This window comes from Streptomyces sp. NPDC006430, from assembly GCF_040612395.1.
GTDB lineage: Bacteria > Actinomycetota > Actinomycetes > Streptomycetales > Streptomycetaceae > Streptomyces.
In genome coordinates, this window is sequence record NZ_JBEXQA010000036.1 from 25,853 (window position 1) to 46,219 (window position 20,367).

At 71.0% G+C, this 20,367-nt stretch carries 20 protein-coding genes; 6 read left to right on the forward strand and 14 right to left on the reverse strand.

Annotated features, from left to right (window positions below):
* Positions 1-128 precede the first annotated feature (128 nt).
* Positions 129-1,085, reverse strand: coding sequence for a bifunctional riboflavin kinase/FAD synthetase (locus ABZZ20_RS31925; RefSeq protein WP_356875641.1), 957 nt, complete (start codon positions 1,083-1,085; stop codon positions 129-131).
* A 229-nt stretch (positions 1,086-1,314) separates the two neighbouring features.
* On the opposite strand from ABZZ20_RS31925, the gene ABZZ20_RS31930 reads away from it, so the two are divergent.
* Both ABZZ20_RS31930 and ABZZ20_RS31935 read left to right on the forward strand, forming a co-directional pair.
* Positions 1,315-1,914 carry a sigma-70 family RNA polymerase sigma factor gene (locus tag ABZZ20_RS31930; protein WP_356875643.1) on the forward strand — a complete coding sequence of 200 codons (600 nt, stop codon included), beginning with the start codon at positions 1,315-1,317 and terminating at the stop codon, positions 1,912-1,914.
* Positions 1,911-2,573 carry a hypothetical protein gene (locus ABZZ20_RS31935; protein WP_356875645.1) on the forward strand — a complete coding sequence of 221 codons (663 nt, stop codon included), beginning with the start codon at positions 1,911-1,913 and terminating at the stop codon, positions 2,571-2,573. The genes ABZZ20_RS31930 and ABZZ20_RS31935 overlap by 4 nt, the downstream gene beginning before the upstream one ends.
* 176 nt (positions 2,574-2,749) lie before the next feature.
* On the opposite strand, the gene truB is transcribed toward ABZZ20_RS31935, so the two are convergent.
* The 7 genes from truB to rimP all read right to left on the reverse strand — a co-directional run bounded on the left by truB (position 2,750) and on the right by rimP (position 9,791).
* On the reverse strand, positions 2,750-3,685 hold the full coding sequence (truB, locus tag ABZZ20_RS31940; protein WP_356875647.1) for a tRNA pseudouridine(55) synthase TruB: 936 nt from the start codon (positions 3,683-3,685) through the stop codon (positions 2,750-2,752).
* A complete protein-coding gene (rbfA, locus tag ABZZ20_RS31945; RefSeq protein WP_356875649.1) occupies positions 3,682-4,128 on the reverse strand; it encodes a 30S ribosome-binding factor RbfA in 447 nt (148 codons plus the stop codon). The genes truB and rbfA overlap by 4 nt, the downstream gene beginning before the upstream one ends.
* Before the next feature lie 27 nt (positions 4,129-4,155).
* The gene (locus ABZZ20_RS31950) at positions 4,156-4,449 is read right to left on the reverse strand and encodes a DUF503 domain-containing protein (protein WP_356875651.1); all 294 of its coding nucleotides are present in this window, start codon (positions 4,447-4,449) and stop codon (positions 4,156-4,158) included.
* A gap of 153 nt (positions 4,450-4,602) precedes the next feature.
* A complete protein-coding gene (gene infB / locus ABZZ20_RS31955) occupies positions 4,603-7,725 on the reverse strand; it encodes a translation initiation factor IF-2 (RefSeq protein ID WP_356875653.1) in 3,123 nt (1,040 codons plus the stop codon).
* Positions 7,726-7,873: 148 nt separating this feature from the next.
* Positions 7,874-8,161 carry a YlxR family protein gene (locus ABZZ20_RS31960; protein WP_356875655.1) on the reverse strand — a complete coding sequence of 96 codons (288 nt, stop codon included), beginning with the start codon at positions 8,159-8,161 and terminating at the stop codon, positions 7,874-7,876.
* A gap of 119 nt (positions 8,162-8,280) precedes the next feature.
* A complete protein-coding gene (gene nusA, locus ABZZ20_RS31965; protein WP_356875657.1) occupies positions 8,281-9,291 on the reverse strand; it encodes a transcription termination factor NusA in 1,011 nt (336 codons plus the stop codon).
* Between the two features lie 2 nt (positions 9,292-9,293).
* A complete protein-coding gene (rimP, locus tag ABZZ20_RS31970) occupies positions 9,294-9,791 on the reverse strand; it encodes a ribosome maturation factor RimP (protein WP_356875659.1) in 498 nt (165 codons plus the stop codon).
* Between the two features lie 156 nt (positions 9,792-9,947).
* On the opposite strand from rimP, the gene ABZZ20_RS31975 reads away from it, so the two are divergent.
* The 4 genes from ABZZ20_RS31975 to ABZZ20_RS31990 are packed head-to-tail and all read left to right on the forward strand — an operon-like array spanning position 9,948 to position 12,973.
* Positions 9,948-10,517, forward strand: a complete 570-nt coding sequence (locus ABZZ20_RS31975) for a hypothetical protein (protein WP_356875661.1) — start codon at positions 9,948-9,950, stop codon at positions 10,515-10,517.
* Positions 10,514-10,954 carry a ferritin-like domain-containing protein gene (locus ABZZ20_RS31980; protein ID WP_356875663.1) on the forward strand — a complete coding sequence of 147 codons (441 nt, stop codon included), beginning with the start codon at positions 10,514-10,516 and terminating at the stop codon, positions 10,952-10,954. The genes ABZZ20_RS31975 and ABZZ20_RS31980 overlap by 4 nt, the downstream gene beginning before the upstream one ends.
* 45 nt (positions 10,955-10,999) lie before the next feature.
* Positions 11,000-11,902 (forward strand): aminoglycoside phosphotransferase family protein, encoded by a 903-nt coding sequence (locus ABZZ20_RS31985; protein ID WP_356875665.1) that lies wholly within the window; start codon positions 11,000-11,002, stop codon positions 11,900-11,902.
* Between the two features lie 42 nt (positions 11,903-11,944).
* Positions 11,945-12,973, forward strand: a complete 1,029-nt coding sequence (locus ABZZ20_RS31990; protein ID WP_356875667.1) for a slipin family protein — start codon at positions 11,945-11,947, stop codon at positions 12,971-12,973.
* 54 nt (positions 12,974-13,027) lie between these two features.
* On the opposite strand, the gene ABZZ20_RS31995 is transcribed toward ABZZ20_RS31990, so the two are convergent.
* The 6 genes from ABZZ20_RS31995 to dxr form a co-directional block, all read right to left on the reverse strand.
* The gene (locus ABZZ20_RS31995) at positions 13,028-14,722 is read right to left on the reverse strand and encodes a proline--tRNA ligase (protein WP_356875669.1); all 1,695 of its coding nucleotides are present in this window, start codon (positions 14,720-14,722) and stop codon (positions 13,028-13,030) included.
* Positions 14,723-14,815: 93 nt separating this feature from the next.
* On the reverse strand, positions 14,816-15,388 hold the full coding sequence (locus ABZZ20_RS32000) for a GNAT family N-acetyltransferase (RefSeq protein ID WP_356875671.1): 573 nt from the start codon (positions 15,386-15,388) through the stop codon (positions 14,816-14,818).
* Positions 15,389-15,469: 81 nt separating this feature from the next.
* Positions 15,470-16,315, reverse strand: coding sequence for a GNAT family N-acetyltransferase (locus ABZZ20_RS32005; RefSeq protein ID WP_356875673.1), 846 nt, complete (start codon positions 16,313-16,315; stop codon positions 15,470-15,472).
* A 159-nt stretch (positions 16,316-16,474) separates the two neighbouring features.
* On the reverse strand, positions 16,475-17,632 hold the full coding sequence (ispG, locus tag ABZZ20_RS32010; protein ID WP_356875675.1) for a flavodoxin-dependent (E)-4-hydroxy-3-methylbut-2-enyl-diphosphate synthase: 1,158 nt from the start codon (positions 17,630-17,632) through the stop codon (positions 16,475-16,477).
* Positions 17,633-17,807: 175 nt separating this feature from the next.
* Positions 17,808-19,109 (reverse strand): site-2 protease family protein, encoded by a 1,302-nt coding sequence (locus ABZZ20_RS32015; RefSeq protein WP_356875677.1) that lies wholly within the window; start codon positions 19,107-19,109, stop codon positions 17,808-17,810.
* Positions 19,106-20,359: a 1-deoxy-D-xylulose-5-phosphate reductoisomerase gene (gene dxr / locus ABZZ20_RS32020; protein WP_356875679.1), complete on the reverse strand. Its 1,254-nt coding sequence runs from the start codon at positions 20,357-20,359 to the stop codon at positions 19,106-19,108. Before dxr ends, ABZZ20_RS32015 begins: the two co-directional genes overlap by 4 nt.
* Positions 20,360-20,367 lie beyond the last annotated feature (8 nt).

Here is a 20,367-nt window from a genome sequence, read left to right on the forward strand (position 1 = left end):
CCACACCGCCCCGGCCACCCCGCCGCCCGCCCCCGCGCGGGCGGCCCCCCCCCGCCCGCGCCCGGCCCCCGCCCCCCCCCGGGCGGGCCGGCCGCCCCCCCGCTGCCGTGCGGGCGGAAGTCCGCCGCTCAGTGCTCCGCGTCGTACGCCTCGGTCAGCCTCCGCGCCCGCTTCACATCGTCCGCGATGGCGTCGAGGAGGCCGTCCAGCGATTCGAACTTCGCCATGCCGCGCACGTACGCGAGGAAGTCCACGGTCACGTGCAGGCCGTACAGGTCCAGTCCGACCCGGTCGATCGCGTACGCCTCCACGGTCCGCTCGGTGGCGTCGAACTGCAGGTTCGTCCCCACCGAGATGGCCGCGGGCATCCGCTCGCCGTCTGCCGTCAGCCAGCCCGCGTACACGCCGTCCGCCGGGATCGCGGTGTGCGGGGGCGTCTCGACGTTGGCCGTCGGGTAGCCGAGCTCGCGACCGCGCTGGGCGCCGCGCACCACGATGCCCCCGACCCGGTGCGGCCGACCCAGGATCTCGGCCGCGCCCTCCACGTCACCCTCGGCGACCAGCTTCCGCGCCAGGGTCGAGGAGAACGGCACACCGCCGCCAGCGGTACCCCGCTCGACCAGGTCCACGACCACGACCTCGTAGTCGTAGGTGCTGCCCAGCTCGCGCAGGAAGTCGACGTTTCCGGCGGCCCTGTGGCCGAAGCGGAAGTTCGGCCCCTCGATGACGGCCCGCGCGTGCAGCTTGTCGACGAGCACCTTCACGATGAAGTCGGCCGGGGAGAGCTGCGAGAACTCCGCCGTGAAGGGCAGGATCAGCAGCGCGTCCACGCCCAGCTCGGCCATCAGTTCGGCGCGCCGGTCGTACGGCGCCAGGATCGGTGGGTGGCTGCCGGGACGCACGACCTCGCTGGGGTGCGGGTCGAAGGTGACGACGACGGCCGGGACGCCGAGCGCGCGCGCCTTGGCCACGGCCCGCCCGATGATGAGCTGGTGACCCCGGTGCACACCGTCGTACGAGCCGATGGTGACGACGCTGCGTCCCCAGTCCTGGGGGATGTCCTCCAAGCCACGCCAGCGCTGCACTGTGACCGCTCCTCGCCCGAAACCGTATAGGCCCTGTACTGAATGCCGATGACAGGTCTAAGACTGCCATGCCCGTGCTCGGTGCCCCGCATCGGTATCTGGCTGTGGGGCGCTCTGTGTCATCTCGGAGGGACGGCGCCCGGGCTCGGGGATGAAACGGTGGGGACGGCTGCGACCAAGTAGGGGGTGAAGGGACTCGTTCGGGTCCCCCACAACAGGGAGGGGCCCGGTGGGCAGCACCGAGCAGAAGAGCGTAGCGGCGGGCATCGGACCGCCGGATCTGAGCACCCCCGAGGGATTTGGGAAGTTCTATCAGGAGCACGTGGATGCGGTTCTCGGGTTCGTCACCCGCCGGGTCACCGACCCGCATCTGGCGGCGGATCTGACGGCAGACGTCTTCCTCGCCGCGCTGAAGGCGGCGCCGGGCTATCGGCCCGACAGGGGGGTGCCGATCGCCTGGCTGTACGGCATCGCACGGAACGTCCTGGCAGGCCATGCCCGCGGCAGTGCCCGCGAGCGCGGCGCTCTGGCGCGGCTGAGCGGTCGCCGCCTGCTCGACGACGAGGACGTCGCAGCGCTGGAGGAGCGGATCGACGCCGAGCGGGCCTTCCGGGCGCTGGCCGAGAGACACGCGGCCCTGTCCGAGCCCCTGAGGGCCGCCCTCGACCTCGTCGTGGTCGACGGCCTCACCCCGGCCGAGGCCGCCCAGGCCCTCGGTGTCACCCAGGCCACGATCCGTGTCCGTCTGCACCGCGCCCGGCGCGCGCTGCGGAACCCGCAGTCCGCCCATCACCCCGTCCTGGCACAGCAGTTGGAGGCAGCACGATGAACAACAGGCCCACCGCGTTCGAGGAGCGGCTGAAGGCGGAGCTCGTGGCGATCGTCGCGGAGCAGGGAGACGAGGACCGGATCGACTTCGCCGTCCGGTCCCCCGCCCGCCGGTTCCGCATGCCGCTCGCCATGGGGGTAGCCGCGGCGGCGGCCACCGCCCTGCTCGCCCTCCCGGTCGTAGGCGACGACGGCGGCACCCAGGCCGCGTACGCCCTGAGCAAGGGCAGTGACGGCACCATCACGGTCAAACTGTTCAATCCCGAGGGACTGCCCGGCCTGGAGCGCGAGCTCCATGGGTGGGGGGTCAGCGTCACCGTGGTCGACATCAAGCCGGTGGCCGAGTGCCATGCATCGGGCGGCGGCTTCGACGGGCCGCTCGGTCTGATCCAGGACGAGCGGGGGATCATCGTGGGCCACGACGGAAGGACGGAACTGATCAGCTACGAGAAGGCCGAACTCGTGCTGAAGATCAATTCAGCGACGCTCCCCGAGGGGCACACCCTCGTACTCGGAAAACCCGGGAAACCCACTCTCACCACGTTGCGCGTAGGGGCAATCCGTACGTCGCTCGTGCCGTCCTGCCTCCCGGAGTACCCCGCCCCGCCCGGCGGCGTCACAGTGAACGAGACCCCCCAGAAGGCATCGAGAAGCAGGTAGCAGCGGAAGATCCCGGCCGCGCGGCGCAAAAGCGCCCCCTTGTGCTCCCTCAGTCACCCTGCGCGCCTGCGCGGACGGGTGAATACGGGGCTCCGGGTGGATAGAGACCTACCCGAGGGGGGTCGTGGAGCGGTGAGCAGCAGGCAATGTGCGCTCACCGCTCCACGTCGGAGCGGTCAGACGAAGACGGCCAGCGACTTCGCCTTGCCGCCCTTGCTCTCCACGAGCCCGAGCAGCTGGCCCTGCGGCCCGTAGACCGCCACTGGCTTACCCGCGGGGTAGATGTCCGGCATCTCGATCCGCACGCCGTTGGCGAGCAGCGAGGCCCGCCGGGCGTCCAGGTCCCAGCGCGGGAAGGCGGCAGCCGCCGCCTCGCCGATCGGCATGACGGTCAACTCTTCCTGGAGCTGGTCCAGGGTCCGCGCCCGGTCGATCTTGTACGGGCCCACCCGGGTGCGTCGCAGCGCGGTCAGGTGCCCACCGACGCCGAGATCGGCGCCCAGGTCACGGGCCAGGGCTCGGATGTAGGTACCGCTGGAACAGACCACGGAGACGACGAGGTCAACGACCTTGGTGCCGTCCTCGGTCTCCGCGTCCCGCATGTCGTACACCTGGAACGACGAGATGGTCACCGGTCGGGCCGGGATCTCGAAGTCCTCGCCGTCCCGCGCGCGCTTGTAGGAGCGCACGCCCTTGATCTTGATGGCGCTGACCTTGGACGGGACCTGCATGATCTCGCCGGACAGTTTGGCAATGCCCTGGTCCACGGCCTCTCGGGTCACCGCGGAGGCGTCCGTCGAGGAGGTGATCTCGCCTTCCGCGTCGTCCGTCAGGGTGTTCTGACCGAGGCGGATCGTCCCGAGGTACTCCTTCTCGGTGAGCGCGAGGTAGCCGAGGAGCTTGGTGGCCTTCTCGACGCCCAGGACGAGAACGCCCGTCGCCATCGGGTCGAGCGTGCCGGCGTGGCCGACCCGGCGAGTCTTGGCGATCCCGCGCATCTTGGCGACCACGTCGTGCGAAGTGAAGCCGGACGGCTTGTCAACGATGACAAGGCCTCCCCCAGCCTCCGGCCGGGAGGTGCCCCCAGGCGTCTTCCCTGCGTTGGTGCTCATTCCGCGGCTGCGTCCTCGTCCTCGCCCGGCTTCTTGTACGGGTCGGCGTCACCTGCGTACTGCGCGCCGGAGGACACCTCACGCACCTGGGCATCGGAGGCGCGCGCCTTGTCGAGGAGGTCCTCGATGGTCTTGGCGTTCTCCGGCAGGGCGTCCGCGACGAAGGTCAAGGTGGGCGTGAACTTGGTTCCCGCCGCCCGGCCGACCGCGGAGCGCAGTACGCCCTTGGCGCTCTCCAGGCCCGCCGCCGCGCTGGCCCGCTCCTCGTCGTCACCGTAGACCGTGTAGAAGACCGTGGCCTCCCGCAGGTCGCCGGTGACCCGGGTGTCCGTGATGGTCACGTGCGTACCGAGGCGGGGGTCCTTGACACCACGCTGCAGCTTCTCGGCCACCACCTCCCGGATGAGGTCCGCCAGCTTCTTCGCCCGCGCATTGTCGGCCACTGGTCCGTCTCCTTCTTTGTCTTGCAATCAGTCTTCATCACCGTGCAGCCGCCGTCGTACCGACAGCAGCTCCACTTCCGGACGCGCCGCGACCAGCCGCTCGCAGCGGTCCAGTACGTCCGAGAGGAACCCCGCGTCCCCACTCACCAGAGCGACCCCTATGCGGGCCCTGCGGTGCAGGTCCTGGTTGCCCACTTCGGCCGCGCTCACGGAGAACTTGCGTTGGAGCTCGGCGACGATGGGCCGGACGACGGAGCGTTTCTCCTTCAGCGAGTGGACGTCGCCGAGGAGCAGGTCGAAGGACAGAGTCCCCACGTACATTCAGTTCCGGATATCCCGCCGGTGCGGGTTCGGTGGCCTGCCGGCCGTCGCGCGGCAGGGTCACCAGAACCGTACACGCAACGGCCGGGGCCGATCGACGGATATTCCGCCGACCGGCCCCGGTGCTACGACACGGTACGAACCGCCACGCGCTTACGCGCGGGGCTTCTCGCGCATCTCGTACGTCGCGATGACGTCGCCGATCTTGATGTCGTTGAAGTTTCCGAGGTTGATACCGCCCTCGAAGCCTTCGCGGATCTCGGTGACGTCGTCCTTGAAGCGGCGCAGACCGGAGATGGTGAGGTTCTCGGCGACGACCTTGCCGTCGCGCAGGAGCCGCGCCTTGGTGTTGCGCTTGACCTCGCCGGAGCGGATGAGAACACCCGCGATGTTGCCCAGCTTGGACGAGCGGAAGATCTCGCGGACCTCCGCCGTACCGAGCTCGACTTCTTCGTACTCCGGCTTGAGCAGACCCTTGAGGGCCGCCTCGATCTCCTCGATGGCCTGGTAGATCACCGAGTAGTAGCGGACGTCGACGCCCTCGCGCTCCGCCATCTGCGCGGCACGGCCGGCCGCACGGACGTTGTAGCCGATGACGATGGCGTCGGAGCCCATCGCCAGGTCGATGTCGGACTCGGTGACCGCACCCACACCGCGGTGCAGGACCCGGATGTCCACCTCTTCGCCGACGTCGAGCTGGAGCAGCGAGGACTCGAGAGCCTCGACCGCACCGGACGCGTCGCCCTTGATGATGAGGTTGAGTTCCTGGACCAGACCGGCCTTGAGCACGGAGTCGAGGTCCTCGAGGGACACGCGACGGACGCGCTTGGCGAAGTTGGCGTTGCGCTCGCGCGCAGCACGCTTCTCGGCGATCTGGCGGGCCGTGCGGTCCTCGTCGACGACGAGGAAGTTGTCGCCGGCGCCGGGGACGTTGGTGAGACCCAGGACCAGGACGGGGGTCGACGGACCCGCTTCCTCGACGTTGTTGCCCTTGTCGTCGAGCATGGCGCGCACGCGGCCGTAGGCGTCGCCCACGACCATCGTGTCGCCGACGCGGAGGGTACCGCGCTGGACGAGGACGGTGGCGACGGCACCGCGACCACGGTCGAGGTGGGACTCGATCGCAATACCCTGAGCGTCCTGCTCCGGGTTGGCGCGCAGGTCGAGCGAGGCGTCGGCGGTGAGGACGACGGCCTCCAGCAGGGAGTCGATGTGCAGACCCTGCTTGGCGGAGATGTCGACGAACATCGTGTCGCCGCCGTACTCCTCGGCGACCAGACCGAACTCGGTGAGCTGACCGCGCACCTTGACCGGGTCGGCACCCTCGACGTCGATCTTGTTGACCGCGACGACGATCGGGACGCCGGCGGCCTTGGCGTGGTTGAGCGCCTCGATCGTCTGCGGCATGACGCCGTCGTTGGCCGCGACCACGAGGATCGCGATGTCGGTCGACTTGGCACCACGGGCACGCATGGCGGTGAACGCCTCGTGACCCGGGGTGTCGATGAAGGTGATCTTGCGCTCTTCACCGTTGACCTCGGTACCGACCTGGTAGGCACCGATGTGCTGGGTGATGCCGCCGGCCTCGCCCGCAACGACGTTCGTCTTGCGGATGGCGTCGAGCAGTCGGGTCTTACCGTGGTCGACGTGACCCATGACGGTGACGACCGGCGGACGCGGCATGAGGAATTCCTCGCCGCCCTCGTCCTCGCCGAACTCGATGTCGAAGGTCTCGAGGAGCTCGCGGTCCTCCTCCTCCGGGCTGACGATCTGAACGGTGTAGTTCATCTCGTCGGCGAGGAGCTGGAGGGTCTCGTCGGAGACGGACTGCGTGGCAGTGACCATCTCGCCGAGGTTCATCATGACCGCGACCAGCGACGCCGGGTTGGCGTTGATCTTCTCCGCGAAGTCGGTGAGGGACGCACCGCGCGACAGGCGAACGGTCTCGCCGTTGCCGCGAGGCAGCATCACGCCGCCCACGGACGGGGCCTGCATGGCCTCGTACTCCTGGCGCCTCTGACGCTTCGACTTGCGACCGCGACGGGCGGGCCCGCCGGGACGACCGAAGGCACCCTGCGTGCCACCACGGGCACCGGGACCACCGGGACGACCACCGAAGCCGGGACGACCGCCGCCACCGGCACCGGCCGGACCGCCGCCGAAGCCGCCGCCACCCGGACGCGGGCCGCCGAAGCCGCCACCCGCCGGACGCGAGCCCGGACCGGCCGGACGGCCGGCGAAGCCGCCGCCACCGGGACGACCGGCACCGCCGGGACGCGGGCCACCCGCACCCGGACCACGGCCACCGGGGCCGCCACCGGGACGGGGACCGGGACCACCGGCAGCGGGACGCTGCGGCATCATGCCCGGGTTCGGACGGTTACCGCCGGGAGCACCACCGGGACGCGGGGCGCCGCCCTGCGGACGGGGCATGCCGCCCGGGGTCGGACGGGCGCCGCCGGGACCCTGCGGGCGCGGAGCGCCGCCGGGACCACCCTGCGGGCGGGGAGCACCCTGGCCGCCACCGGCGCCGGGGGCACCGGGACGGGGCGCGCCGGCCGGACGGGGCGCCTGCGGGCGCGCCATGCCGGTGGAGCCACCAGAGGTGAACGGGTTGTTGCCCGGACGGGGACCGGCCGGACGGGCGCCCTGCGGACGCGGGGCCTGAGCGCCACCGGGGCGCTGACCCTGACCACCGGGGGTGCTGCCGGCCGGACGCGGGGCGCCGGGACGGGCACCGGCCTGGCCGCCCTGGGCCGCGGGACGCTGCTGCGCCGGACGCGGGCCGGGGGTCGCGCCGGGGGCGGGACGCTCGGTGCGCGCCGGGGCGGCCGGAGCCGCCGGAGGCGCGGAGAACTCGGTCGCCACGGGCGCCGCCGGAGCGGGCTTCGGGGCGGCCGGAGCCTTCGGACCGGGACGCGGGCCGGAGGCGGCCGGAGTCACCGGGGCGGGCGCTGCGGCGGCCGGAGCCTCGGCAGCGGCCGGCTTGGGGGCCGGTGCGCCGGGCTTCGGCGCGGCCGGACGTGCAACAGCACCCGGGGTGGGAACCCCGGGCTTGGCGGGGGCGGCCTTGCGGGGCGCACCCGGCTTCGCAGCGGACTTGCCGGCGTTGCCGCCGGGCCCCTGCAGTGCGTCAGTCAACTTGCGTACAACCGGCGCCTCGATCGTCGAGGACGCCGAACGGACGAACTCACCGAGTTCCTGGAGCTTGGCCATGACGACCTTGCTCTCAACTCCGAACTCCTTAGCGAGTTCGTATACCCGGACCTTAGCCACTTCGCTCCTTTTAGGTCCGGGTTACGCCGGACCGTCGCTACTTCATGGGCGTACTCATCGCGTACTCATCGAGTGCTCATCGCAATCTCGACCTACTTCCAACTCGCGAGGTACCTGACCGCACGGGGTATCCGTGCCGTACTACTTCTTACGGTGTCGCCTCGGCCTCGATGGCCACGGCTTTGCTCAGTCCGGCCGTGTCGAGCGCTCCCGGAGCCCGAAGGGCCCGGGGGAACGCTCTGCGGCGGACCGCCTTGTCCAGACAGACCACGGCGGGGTGCACATAGGCGCCCCGGCCGGGCAGCGTACCGCTTGGATCAGGGACGCATTCGTCCTTGATCGCCACGATGCGCAGCAGATCGCTCTTGGCCGCTCGCTCCCGACACCCCACACAGGTGCGTTCGGGGCATGCGCGGGCTTGCGTCCGGCCAGACACGCCTAAGTCTACCTCCCCGCACCGACCTCACCCCTTCGGGCGAAAAATCGAACGGATGTTGTCGAGATCTGCTGTCTTGATCCTGTCTACCCGTCGGACAGCTCCGACGGGTACCGGATTTATTCCCCGTCCCGGTCCCGGTCGGCGTCCGGGGACGCCTCGGTGTCGGGACGGATGTCGATGCGCCAGCCGGTGAGCCGTGCGGCGAGGCGGGCGTTCTGGCCCTCCTTGCCGATGGCCAGCGACAGCTGGTAGTCGGGCACGGTCACCCGGGCGGAGCGCGTGTCCCAGTCGACGACCTCGACCTTGCTCACCCGGGCGGGTGACAGCGCGTTCGCGACCATCTCTGCCGGGTCGTCCGACCAGTCGACGATGTCGATCTTCTCGCCGTGCAGCTCGGCCATCACGTTGCGCACGCGGGCACCCATCGGGCCGATGCAGGCGCCCTTCGGGTTGAGGCCCGAGCGGGTGGACCGTACGGCGATCTTGGTGCGGTGACCGGCTTCACGGGCGATCGCCGAGATCTCGACACTGCCGTCCGCGATCTCCGGGACCTCCAGCGCGAAGAGCTTCTTCACCAGGTTGGGGTGGGTGCGCGACAGGGTCACGGACGGACCGCGAACACCCTTCGCCACCCGGACGACGTACGCCTTGATGCGGAGTCCGTGCGTGTACTCCTCGCCGGGCACCTGCTCCTGCACGGGCAGGATGGCTTCGAGCTTGCCGATGTCGACGAGGACGTTCTTGGGGTCCTTGCCCTGCTGGACGACACCGGTGATGACGTCGCCCTCGCGGCCCGCGAACTCGCCGAAGGTCAGGTCGTCCTCGGCATCGCGCAGGCGCTGCAGAATCACCTGCTTGGCGGTCGTCGCGGCGATGCGGCCGAAGTCCGACGGCGTGTCGTCGAACTCCTTGGGCTCCTGCCCCTCCTCCAGGTCCCGCGGGTCCTCCGTCGCCCACACGACGACGTGACCGTTGGTGCGGTCCAGCTCCACGCGTGCGCGCCGGAAGCTTCCTTCGGTGCGGTGGTACGCGATGAGGAGGGCCGACTCGATCGCCTCGACGAGCAGGTCGAAGGAGATCTCCTTCTCCCGGACCAGACCCCGCAGGGCACTCATGTCGATGTCCACGGCTACGCCTCCTCTTCCTTCTTGTCCTTGCGGTTGAACTCGATCTCGACCCGCGCCTTGGCGATGTCGGTGAAAGCAATGCGGCGGGCGGTCGCCTTGCGGCCCTTCACACCCGGAACCTCAAGGTCCATTCCCTCGTCGTCGACGTCGAGGATGCGGGCGATCAGTTCCCCGCCTTCGGTCAGCTGGAACTTCGCCAGGCGGCCGATCGCCCGGACGTAGTGACGGTGCTCGGTCAGCGGGCGGTCGGCGCCCGGCGAGCTCACTTCGAGGACGTACTCGTCCTCGCCCATCACATCGGTTTCGTCGAGCTTGTCGGAGACCTCGCGGCTCAGCTCGGCACACGCGTCCAGCTCCACGCCCTCGTCGGAGTCCACGATGATGCGCAGCATCCGGCGCTTGCCGGCCTTGGACAGCTCGATGTCCTCGAGATCCAGGCCCTTGGCGGCGACGAGCGGCTCCAGCAATCCGCGCAGCCTGTCGCTCTGGGTGGTGCTCATCCGGGTGACTCCTCGGCCGCGTGTGCTGTTGTGGTTTACCTCGCGTGTCAGGTCAAAGGGTATCCGGTCGCGGAGGGTGTTGCCGTCCGCCGTGTGAACAGGGGCCCGGGTACGGTGATCACACCCTGCCCCACCACCACTTTCGAGGACGTGGCCGTGCCCTGGACTCTGCCTTTGCGGCTCTCGCGTAGGAGCCTGCTCGCCGGCGCCGCCGGCGGCGCCGGCGCGGCGCTGCTCACCGGGTGCTCCGACGGGGGCGGCTCGTCGGACACGGACACCCGGGTTCCACTCGAACGGCGGATGCGCGAGACAGCCGTTCGGGACAGCGAACGACTGCTGGAACGTTACGACGCCACGGCCGCCGCCCATCCGGCCCTGGCCGCGCGCCTCGCACCGCTGCGGTCCGCGGTCGCCGCGCACACCGCGGCCCTGGCCTCCGCGGACACCGCGCCCCGCAAGCCTTCGGGGTCCCCCTCCCCCACCTCTCCCGTCTCCCCTGGCGCATCAGCGCCCGCCGGCGCTCCCGCACCGAGTCGCGAACCGGTGCCCCCCAAGCCCGACGAGGCCCTGACCGCCCTCGCGGACGCCGAGCGGAACCTGTCCGAGGCCCGGACCATCGCCCTGGCCGGGGCGCCCGGGGAACTGGCCCGACTGCTGGCCTCGGTGGCCGCGTGCGGCGCCGTCCACGCGTACCTGCTGACCTCACCTCAGGGAGACACCCCGTGAAGGCCGTACCCTCCCCCGCCACCCAGGCCCTGGAAGCCGCGCAGTCCGCGCTCGCCGCCGAGCACGCGGCCGTGTACGGCTACGGGGTGATCGGCGCCAGGGCCTCGTCCGCGCGCTCGACCGAGGCCCGCGAGGCGCACGGCGGCCACGTCTCACGGCGGGACGCCCTCGCCCGCACGGTGCGCGAGATGGGCGGTGCGCCCCGGCCCGCGGAGGCCGCGTACGCCCTGCCGTTCGAGGTGCGCTCCCCGGCCGATGCCGAGCGGCTGGCCGCCGAGATCGAGGACCGGGTGGCGGGCGCGTACTCCGATCTGGTGCGGGCGGCGGACGGCCGGCTGCGCCGCGAAGCGGCCGACGCGCTGAGCGCCGCGGCCGTGCGCGCGGCACGCTGGCGCGGTGTCGGCGTAGCCTTCCCTGGGCTCACGGAAAAGCGGTGAACAACCGCGGACGGGCCCGGTACGGCTGAAAGGGATCAGGCACGCATGGCTTTCGAACCGCCGCAGCGGCTCGTACGGGCGCTCGGCGAGACGCCGGAATCGGCGCAGAACGCGGACTGGCTGGGGCAGTTGCCCCGGCTCGCCGAGGAGGCGCTGGCCCGGCGTGGGGTCCAGGCCCAGCGGGTGCAGGCTCCGGGCGGCCGGAGCAGTCTGGTCGTCCTCGTCCACTACCCGGACGGGACCCCGGCCGCGCTGAAGCTGGCTCCCCCGCAGGCGCGGCCCGACCGGGAACTGGCCGCGCTGGCGCACTGGGGCGGGTTCGGCTCCGTACGGGTCCTCGACACCCGCCACCACGCGGAGGACGGGGCGCTGCTGCTGGAGCGGCTGCACCCCGAGGTCTCGCTGCGGTCGCTGCCCGAGACGAAGGCCCTGCTGGAGGCCTGCGGGACGTTGCGCAGGCTGTGGGTGGCCCCGCCGACCGGACACCCGTTCGAGACGGTGGCGGAGCGCACCGCCCAGCAGGCGGAAGCGCTGCGCAAGGCTCCGCCGGAGGTCGAGGCGCTGGCGTCCAGCGCGCTCGCGGTGCGCGAGGAGCTGACGGCCCTGACCGGCGAAGAGCTGCTGCTGCACGGGAACTTCCGGCAGGGCAAGGTGCTGGCGGGCGAGCGGGCTCCGTGGCTGGCCGTGGGCCCGGACCCGCTGATCGGGGAGCGGGCGTACGACCTGGCCCGGTTGGTCCGGGACCGGCTGGAGGACCAGGTCGCGTCGTCGGCGGGGGCCGCGGGCGCCCGTCGCCGGGTGAACAAGCTGGCCGATTCCCTGGAGGTGGACCGGGACCGGCTGCGGGGCTGGACGCTGTTCCGCGCGGTGGAATCCGGGAACCGCGCGCTGGCCGCCGGGCGGCGGCGGGACGCGGAGCTGTTGCTGGAGTTCGCCGCCTGGCTGTAGGGCATACCGTAGATACGGGTACATGTCCGGCAGGAGGACGTTATGGTCCAGGAACTGCTGACAGCGGTGATCGCGGCAGCCTTGGGGGTCGCGCTGTACGCAAGTATTGCCTCACGGGTGGTGCGCCAGTACGAGCGGGGAGTGGTCTTCCGCTTCGGCCGCCTGCGGCAAGGGATCCGCGGGCCGGGCTTCACCATGGTCGTGCCGTTCATCGACCGGCTCCGCAAGGTGAACATGCAGATCGTGACGATGCCCGTGCCGGCGCAGGAGGGCATCACGCGGGACAACGTCACGGTGCGCGTGGACGCGGTCGTGTACTTCAAGGTCGTGGACGCGGCGAGCGCGATCATCGAGGTGGAGGACTACCGCTTCGCGGTCTCGCAGATGGCGCAGACCTCGCTGCGCTCGATCATCGGCAAGTCGGACCTGGACGATCTGCTCTCCAACCGGGAGCAACTGAACCAGGGGCTGGAGCTGATGATCGACAGCCCGGCGGTGGGATGGGGCGTACAGATCGACCGCGTCGAGATCAAGGACGTCTCGCTGCCGGAGACGATGAAACGCTCGATGGCGCGCCAGGCGGAGGCGGACCGCGAGCGCCGGGCACGGGTCATCAATGCGGATGCGGAGCTCCAGGCTTCGAAGAAGCTGGCGGAGGCGGCGGCGGTGATGTCGGAGCAGCCGGCGGCGCTGCAGTTGCGCCTGCTGCAGACGGTGGTGGCGGTCGCCGCGGAGAAGAACTCGACCCTGGTGCTGCCGTTCCCGGTGGAACTGCTCCGCTTCCTGGAACGCGCCGCTCCGACTCCGAGCGTCTCCCCCGGCCCGGCCGGACCGCCACCGCAGGACGCGCGGCCGGTTCCCCCGGCCGGCCCCGGCACCGCGGTGGACGGCTCGACGGTGGGCGACTCCGCGGTAGACGGCCCGACGGGCGCCGGGGCGACCGCGGCCCTTGACGGCGCCGCACCGGACCCCGCTCCCGGACCGCCGGTGGACGGCCCGGGAGATCCCGTCACGGACCGGACCGCCCGGGGCCCGGGCCCGCGCGGACCCGGCCCTGACGACAGCACCTGAGCCCCGGCCGTGCCATGCGCGGAGCCTCCGCCGGGACGGGGCTTGTGGTCGGGGCTACGTCAGGCGGGCCAGGGCTTCGGCCAGGGGGAGTTCCTCTCGGGTGCCCGTGGCGCGGTGCTGGAGTTCGACCACCTCGTCGGCGGACCGGCGGCCCGCCACCAGGATCCACGGGACCCCGATCAGCTCCGCGTCCGTCAGCTTCACGCCCGGTGACAGGCCCGGCCGGTCGTCCAGCAGGACGCGCAGCCCGGCCGAGGCCAGGGCGCCGGCCGCCGATTCCGCCAACTGCAACTGCACCGCCTTGCCCGCCGCCACGACGTGCACGTCCGCGGGGGCCACCGCCGCCGGCCAGGCCAGTCCCCGCTCGTCGGCGGTCTGCTCGGCCAGTGCGGCCACCGCGCGCGAGACGCCGATGCCGTACGAGCCCATCGTGACCCGCACCGGCTTGCCCTCGCGTCCGAGCACGTCCAGCCCGAACGCGTCCGCGTACTTGCGGCCCAGTTGGAAGATGTGACCGATCTCGATCGCGCGGTCCAGCCGGAGACCGGTACCGCAGCGCGGGCAGGGGTCGCCGGGCTCCACGACGACCACGTCCAGGTACTGGTCCACCTCGAAGTCCCGTCCGCACACCACGTTCCGGGCGTGCGTGTCAGCCTTGTTGGCCCCCGTCACCCACGAAGTGCCGGGCGCGACACGGGGGTCGGCCAGGTAGCGGACCTTGTCGAGACCCTGCGGGCCCACGTAACCGCGTACCAGATCCGGACGGTCGACGAAGTCCTCGGCCGTCACCAACTCCACCACCGCCGGGGCCAGATGCTCTCCGAGCTTGCCGAGGTCCACTTCCCGGTCCCCGGGCACGCCCACGGCCACGATCTCGCCGTCGACCTTCACCAGGAGGTTCTTCAGGGTCGCCGACGCGGGGACACCAAGGTGCGCCGCCAGCGTCTCGATCGTCGGGGTGTCGGGGGTATCCACCTCGTCGAGCGCGGGGTGTTCGGCGGTCACGGGGGTCAGGGCGAAGGTCACCGCCTCCGTGTTCGCCGCGTAGTCGCACGACGGGCAGTCCACGAAGGTGTCCTCGCCCGCGGCTGCCGGCGCGAGGAACTCCTCCGACGCCGAGCCGCCCATCGCCCCCGACACCGCCGACACGATCCGGTAGTCCAGTCCGAGCCGCTCGAAGATCCGCTGGTAGGCCGCCCGGTGCAGGGCGTAGGAGTGTGCGAGGCCCTCGTCGCTCACGTCGAAGGAGTACGAGTCCTTCATCTGGAACTCGCGGCCCCGCAGCACCCCGGACCGCGGCCGGGCCTCGTCTCGGTACTTGGTCTGGATCTGGTAGAGCATGACCGGCAGGTCCTTGTAGGACGTGCACTGGTCCTTCACCACCAGGGTGAAGATCTCCTCGTGGGTGGGGCCGAGCAGGTAGTCCGCGCCCTTGCGGTCCTTGAGCCGGAAGAGCAGGTCACCGTACTCCGACCAGCGCCCGCTGACCTCGTACGGTTCCTTCGGCAGCAGTGCCGGGAGCAGTACCTCCTGGGCCCCGATCGCGTCCATCTCCTCGCGGACGATGCGCGAGACGTTGTCGAGGACCTTCTTGCCGAGCGGCAGCCAGGTCCACACGCCCGCGGAGCTGCGGCGGACGTACCCTGCGCGGACGAGGAGCCGGTGGCTGAGGGTCTCCGCGTCGGCCGGGTCCTCGCGGAGGGTCTTGGCCATGAGGCGGGACATGCGCTGCACGTGTTGCGTAGACATGTCGGGAGGCTACCGGTGGTCGCGCGGGCGCCGGAAACGAATACGCGGACGCCGATCCGGCTCCGCGGACCGGCGGACGCCGCGGGGCCTGCTTCAGGGCCGGCGCAGCGGCAGCGGCGCCCCCATGACGGCGTACGGCATGCTGGCGCTCGGGAAGTGCACCCGACGGGCGAGGTCCGTGTATCCGAGGGCCCGGTAGAGCCCGCGGGCCGGGCTATCGGTGTCGACGGCGGAGAGGATCGAGCGGGTCTCCTCGGCGGTGTCGGTGATCCGGGTGATGAGGGCGCGGCCGACGCCGCGGCCCTGGAAGCCGGGGTGGACGTGCAGCTCGGTGATGACGAAGGAGCCGTCGAGCCAGCCCTCGTGCCCCTCGGCCCGCAGATACGGTTCGACGACCGAGGACCACCAGTACCCCCGGTCGTTCGGCATCCCGTACACGAACCCGGCGAGCGCACCGTCGTCGGTGAACGCGCCGAGCGCCCGGGCTCCGCGGCAGGTCATGTGGCGCTGCACGATGTAGCGCCGGATGCCGACCTCCTCCTCGCTCAGTCCGAAGGCCACGGCCTGCACGCGCAGGGCCTCGTCCACGCGGGCGGCGAGGTCGAGGGGGCCGATGCGGAGTCCGGCGGGCCGGTCGGGGTGGTCGCCCTCGGGGGTAGGCAGCATGCGGCCGACCTTACTGGGCGGCCCCTGCCTGCCGGTATGCCCCGAAGGACCCTGTCCCGATCACGGGTTCGGGGCCGGCAGCTAGAAGAGGACGCTCATGAACGCGCCGACTTCGCGGAATCCGACCCGCCGGTACGCCGCTCGGGCTGCGGTGTTGAAGTCGTTGACGTAGAGGCTGACCACGGGGGCGACGTCGCGCAGTGCGAACTCGACGACGGCGGCCATTCCGGTCTCGGAGTGCCCGCGACCGCGGAACTCGGGGTCCACCCACACGCCCTGGATCTGGCAGGCGCCGGAGGTCGCGGCACCGATCTCCGCCTTGAAGACGACCCTGCCGTCCTCGACGCGGGCGAAGGAGCGGCCCGTGCCGACCAGCTCGGCGACCCGGGCCTGGTAGAGCAGCCCGCCATCGCCGGCCATCGGCGAGACGCCGACCTCCTCGGTGAACATGGCCACGCAGGCGGGCATGATCAGGTCCATCTCGTCCTTGCGGATCCGACGGACGAGCCCGTCGGGCCGCACCTCGGTGGACGGCTGCTCGGTGACCATGAGCGGCTGGTGCGAGCGGACGTCACGGGCCGGTCCCCAACTGGGCTCCAGGAGCTGCCACAGCAGTCGGGTGGCGTCGGCGGGCCCGACGATGGAGGAGCAGCGGCGACCGGTGCGGCGGGCCCGGTCGGCGAAGGCGCGGACGGCTTCGGGACCGGCGCAGACGGGGACCAGGTTCGCTCCCGCGTAGCAAAGGGAGCGCAGCTCCCCGTCGGCGTAGTAGCCCCACATCTCGCCGCCCAGGCGCCAGGGGTCGAGACCTGCGACCTGGACCCGGGAGGTGACGAAGGCGTTCTCGACCGGCTCGCGTCCGAGGACTTCGAGAGCGGCGTCGAGATCACTGGGGTCAAGGACCCGGGTGGTGGTCTGCGTCAACACTGGGGCCTCACCATACAAGTCTGCTGATCTCCGAACTCTACCCGCCGTCACTCGGGGATGCCCGGTCGCGCCGGTTACGAAAGAGCCCCGACCCCGCCCGCGAGCTGCGGGAACGGGGCCGGGACCGGGTACACGGGGCGCTCGGGGGCGCCGAGGGGCTCAGACGCCGATGGCGACGGTGGGCTCGCCGGAGGCGACCCCGTCCTTCTCCATCTGCTCGGCGATCTTCATCGCCTCTTCGATGAGGGTCTCCACGATCTTCGACTCGGGCACGGTCTTGATGACCTCGCCCTTCACGAAGATCTGGCCCTTGCCGTTGCCGGAGGCGACGCCGAGGTCGGCCTCACGGGCCTCGCCCGGACCGTTGACGACGCAGCCCATGACCGCGACGCGCAGCGGGACCTCCATGCCCGTGAGGCCCGCAGTGACCTCCTCGGCCAGCTTGTAGACGTCCACCTGGGCGCGGCCGCAGGACGGGCAGGAGACGATTTCCAGGCGGCGCGGCTTGAGGTTCAGCGATTCCAGGATCTGGCGGCCGACCTTGACCTCCTCGACCGGGGGGGCCGAGAGGGAGACGCGGATGGTGTCGCCGATGCCCTCGGAGAGCAGCGCGCCGAAGGCGACCGCGGACTTGATGGTGCCCTGGAAGGCGGGGCCGGCCTCGGTGACGCCGAGGTGCAGCGGGTACGTGCACTGGGCGGCCAGCTGGCGGTACGCGTTGACCATGACGACCGGGTCGTTGTGCTTGACCGAGATCTTGATGTCGCTGAAGCCGTGCTCCTCGAAGAGGGAGGCCTCCCACAGTGCGGACTCGACCAGCGCCTCGGGGGTGGCCTTGCCGTACTTCTTGAGCAGTCGGGCGTCGAGCGAGCCCGCGTTGACGCCGATGCGGATCGGGGTGCCCGCGTCGTTGGCGGCCTTCGCGATCTCCTTGACCTTGTCGTCGAACTGCTTGATGTTGCCCGGGTTCACGCGCACGGCGGCGCAGCCGGCGTCGATCGCGGCGAACACGTACTTGGGCTGGAAGTGGATGTCCGCGATCACCGGGATCTGCGACTTCTTCGCGATGACGGCGAGGGCGTCGGCGTCGTCCTGGGTCGGGCACGCCACGCGCACGATCTCGCAGCCGGAGGCGGTCAGCTCGGCGATCTGCTGGAGCGTGGCGCCGATGTCGGAGGTACGGGTGGTGGTCATCGACTGCACCGACACGGGTGCGTCACCACCGACGGCCACCGAACCGACCTGGATCTTGCGGCTGACCCTGCGGTCGGCAAGCTTCGTCGGTACGGACGGCATTCCGAGAGAGATGGCAGTCATCTGCTGTGCAACCCCAAGGTGTGGATCAAGGTCCCGAGATCGGCGGGCTCCAGGCTTCGAGATTACGCCAACCACGGCGCGGCCCACGCATCCGAGGCGTGGAACACCCGAATTGTGGGGAGCCGGGCACGAAGCGTGCCCGGCTCCCGTACGTCCCACCGCACCTGCGGACGAACTAGGTGATCTTGATCGGGTTCACCACGTCCGCCACGAGCACGAGCAGCGTGAAGCAGACGAAGACGCCGGCCACCACGTACGCGGCGGGCATCAGTCGGGCCACGTCGAACGGGCCCGGGTCGGGGCGCCGGAAGACCCGGGCCAGGGTGCGCCGGATCGACTCCCACAGGGCGCCCGCGATGTGCCCGCCGTCCAGCGGTAGCAGCGGCAGCATGTTGAACAGGAACAGCGAGAGGTTGAAGAAACCGACGAGCTGGAGGAAGAACACCAGGCGCTGCTCGGCCGGGATGTCCATGGTCGCGATCTCACCGCTGATCCGGGCGGCACCGATGATGCCCATCGGGGAGTCGGGCTCGCGCTCGGCGCCGCCGAAGGCGGCGTTCCACAGCGCCGGGATCTTGGCCGGGAGCCCCAGCAGCCCCTGGACGCTGTTGTCGACGACCTCGCCCATGTGGTCCACGGACTGGCCGAACGACAGCTGGGTGGTCTCCCTCATCGGGCTGAACCCGAGCCAGCCGGCCGTCACGTACTGACCCTTGACGTATCCGCCGCGGCCGTCCGTCTTGGCGACCTTGTTCTCGATCAGGTTGACCGGGAGGGACTGCTGCTTCCCGTCCCGGACGACCGTGACGGTGGCGGGGCCGATGGTGTCGCGGATCTGCTTCTGCAGGGCGGCCCAGTCGGCCACCTTGCGGCCGTTGAACGCCACGATCCTGTCGCCCGCCTGCAGACCGGCGGCCTTGGCCGGGGCGACCGGGTCGCCGTCCTTGCAGACCTCGCGGTTCTCGCTCTGCTGGATGACGCACGGCGAGACGCTCGCGACCTGGGTGGTCAGCTGGTTGAGCCCGAAGGTCATCCAGACGCCGAAGAAGATCGCCAGCGCCAGCACCAGGTTCATGAACGGGCCCGCGAACATCACGATCACGCGCTTCCACGGCCTGCGCGTGTAGAAGAGCCGCGTCTCATCGCCCGGCTGGAGTTCCTCGTACGCCGCCGAGCGTGCGTCCTCGATCATCGAGCGGAACGGCGAGGTCGACCGGGCGGTGACCCTGCCGTCCTCACCGGGCGGGAACATCCCGATCATGCGGATGTAGCCGCCCATCGGGATGGCCTTGATCCCGTACTCGGTCTCGCCCTTGTGCCGCGACCAGATGGTCGGGCCGAAGCCGACCATGTACTGGGGCACCCGGATGCCGAAGAGCTTGGCCGTGGAGAGGTGGCCGAGCTCGTGCCAGGCGATGGAAACGAGCAGCCCGAATCCGAAGATGATTACTCCGAGCACCGTCATGAATGCCGTCATGCGCGCGCCTCCACGGCGGCCCTGGCCGCCATCTCCTGTGCCCGGGCCCTGGCCCAGGTCTCCGCTTCGAGGACGTCCGCGACGGTGAGGGAAGTTCCCGCGTCCGGCGTCCCGTGCTCATCGACCACGGCAGAGACCGTATCCATGATTGCTGTGAACGGCAGCCGGCCGGCCAGGAACGCCGCTACGCACTCCTCGTTCGCCGCATTGAACACGGCGGGGGCGGTGGAGCCCAGGGTGCCCACGTGCCGGGCCAGTCCGACCGACGGGAAGGCCTCGGTGTCCAGCGGGAAGAACTCCCAGGTCGACGCCTTGCTCCAGTCGAAGGCGGGAGCCGCGTCCGGGACCCGCTCGGGCCAGCCGAGGCCGATCGCGATCGGTCCGCGCATGTCCGGCGGGGTCGCCTGGGCGAGCGTGGAACCGTCGGAGAACTCCACCATCGAGTGGACGTAGGACTGCGGATGGACCACGACCTCGATGCGGTCGAAGGGGATGTCGTAGAGCAGGTGCGCCTCGATGACTTCCAGGCCCTTGTTGACCAGGGTCGCCGAGTTGATGGTGATCACCGGGCCCATGGCCCAGGTGGGGTGCGCGAGGGCGTCCTCGACGGTGACGCCGGCCAGCTCAGCGCGAGTGCGGCCACGGAAGGGGCCGCCGGAGGCGGTGACCACGAGCTTGCGCACGTCGGCCCGGGTGCCGGCGGCGAGCGCCTGGAAGAGGGCCGCGTGCTCGGAGTCGACCGGAATGATCTGGCCGGGCTTCGCGAGGGCCTTGACCAGCGGGCCGCCGACGATCAACGACTCCTTGTTGGCCAGGGCCAGGGTGCGGCCCGCCCGCAGTGCGGCGAGGGTGGGCGCGAGGCCGATGGAACCGGTGATGCCGTTGAGCACGGTGTGGCACGCCGAGGCGGCGAGCTCGGTCGCCGCATCGGGCCCGGCCAGGATCTCCGGCAGCGGCTCGGAGGCGCCGTACTGCGCGCTCAGTGCCTCCTTCAGGGCCGGCACGACGTCCTCGCGCGCAACGGCCACGGTGTTCACCCGCAGCAGCCGGGCCTGCTCGGCCAGCAGTCCGACGCGCCCGCCTGCGGCGGACAACCCCGTCACCCGGAACCGGTCCGGATTGCGCAGGGCGAGGTCGATGGCCTGGGTCCCGATGGACCCGGTGGAGCCGAGGATGACGATGTCCCGCCGGCCGGCCGCGGGGTCGAAGAGGAGGTGCGGATCGGCAAGGGGGGCTGGGCGGTCGCTCATGCCCCCCA

What these genes read in the sequence shown, in the direction of transcription:
- ispG (WP_356875675.1), bottom strand. Translation starts at nt 17,632, where the DNA reads ATGACTGCCATCTCTCTCGGAATGCCGTCCGTACCGACGAAGCTTGCC.
- ABZZ20_RS32015 (WP_356875677.1), bottom strand. Translation starts at nt 19,109, where the DNA reads ATGACGGCATTCATGACGGTGCTCGGAGTAATCATCTTCGGATTCGGG.
- ABZZ20_RS31995 (WP_356875669.1), bottom strand. Translation starts at nt 14,722, where the DNA reads ATGTCTACGCAACACGTGCAGCGCATGTCCCGCCTCATGGCCAAGACC.
- ABZZ20_RS31985 (WP_356875665.1), top strand. Translation starts at nt 11,000, where the DNA reads ATGGCTTTCGAACCGCCGCAGCGGCTCGTACGGGCGCTCGGCGAGACG.
- truB (WP_356875647.1), bottom strand. Translation starts at nt 3,685, where the DNA reads ATGAGCACCAACGCAGGGAAGACGCCTGGGGGCACCTCCCGGCCGGAG.
- dxr (WP_356875679.1), bottom strand. Translation starts at nt 20,359, where the DNA reads ATGAGCGACCGCCCAGCCCCCCTTGCCGATCCGCACCTCCTCTTCGAC.
- ABZZ20_RS31990 (WP_356875667.1), top strand. Translation starts at nt 11,945, where the DNA reads ATGGTCCAGGAACTGCTGACAGCGGTGATCGCGGCAGCCTTGGGGGTC.
- ABZZ20_RS31935 (WP_356875645.1), top strand. Translation starts at nt 1,911, where the DNA reads ATGAACAACAGGCCCACCGCGTTCGAGGAGCGGCTGAAGGCGGAGCTC.
- ABZZ20_RS32000 (WP_356875671.1), bottom strand. Translation starts at nt 15,388, where the DNA reads ATGCTGCCTACCCCCGAGGGCGACCACCCCGACCGGCCCGCCGGACTC.
- rimP (WP_356875659.1), bottom strand. Translation starts at nt 9,791, where the DNA reads ATGAGCACCACCCAGAGCGACAGGCTGCGCGGATTGCTGGAGCCGCTC.
- ABZZ20_RS31950 (WP_356875651.1), bottom strand. Translation starts at nt 4,449, where the DNA reads ATGTACGTGGGGACTCTGTCCTTCGACCTGCTCCTCGGCGACGTCCAC.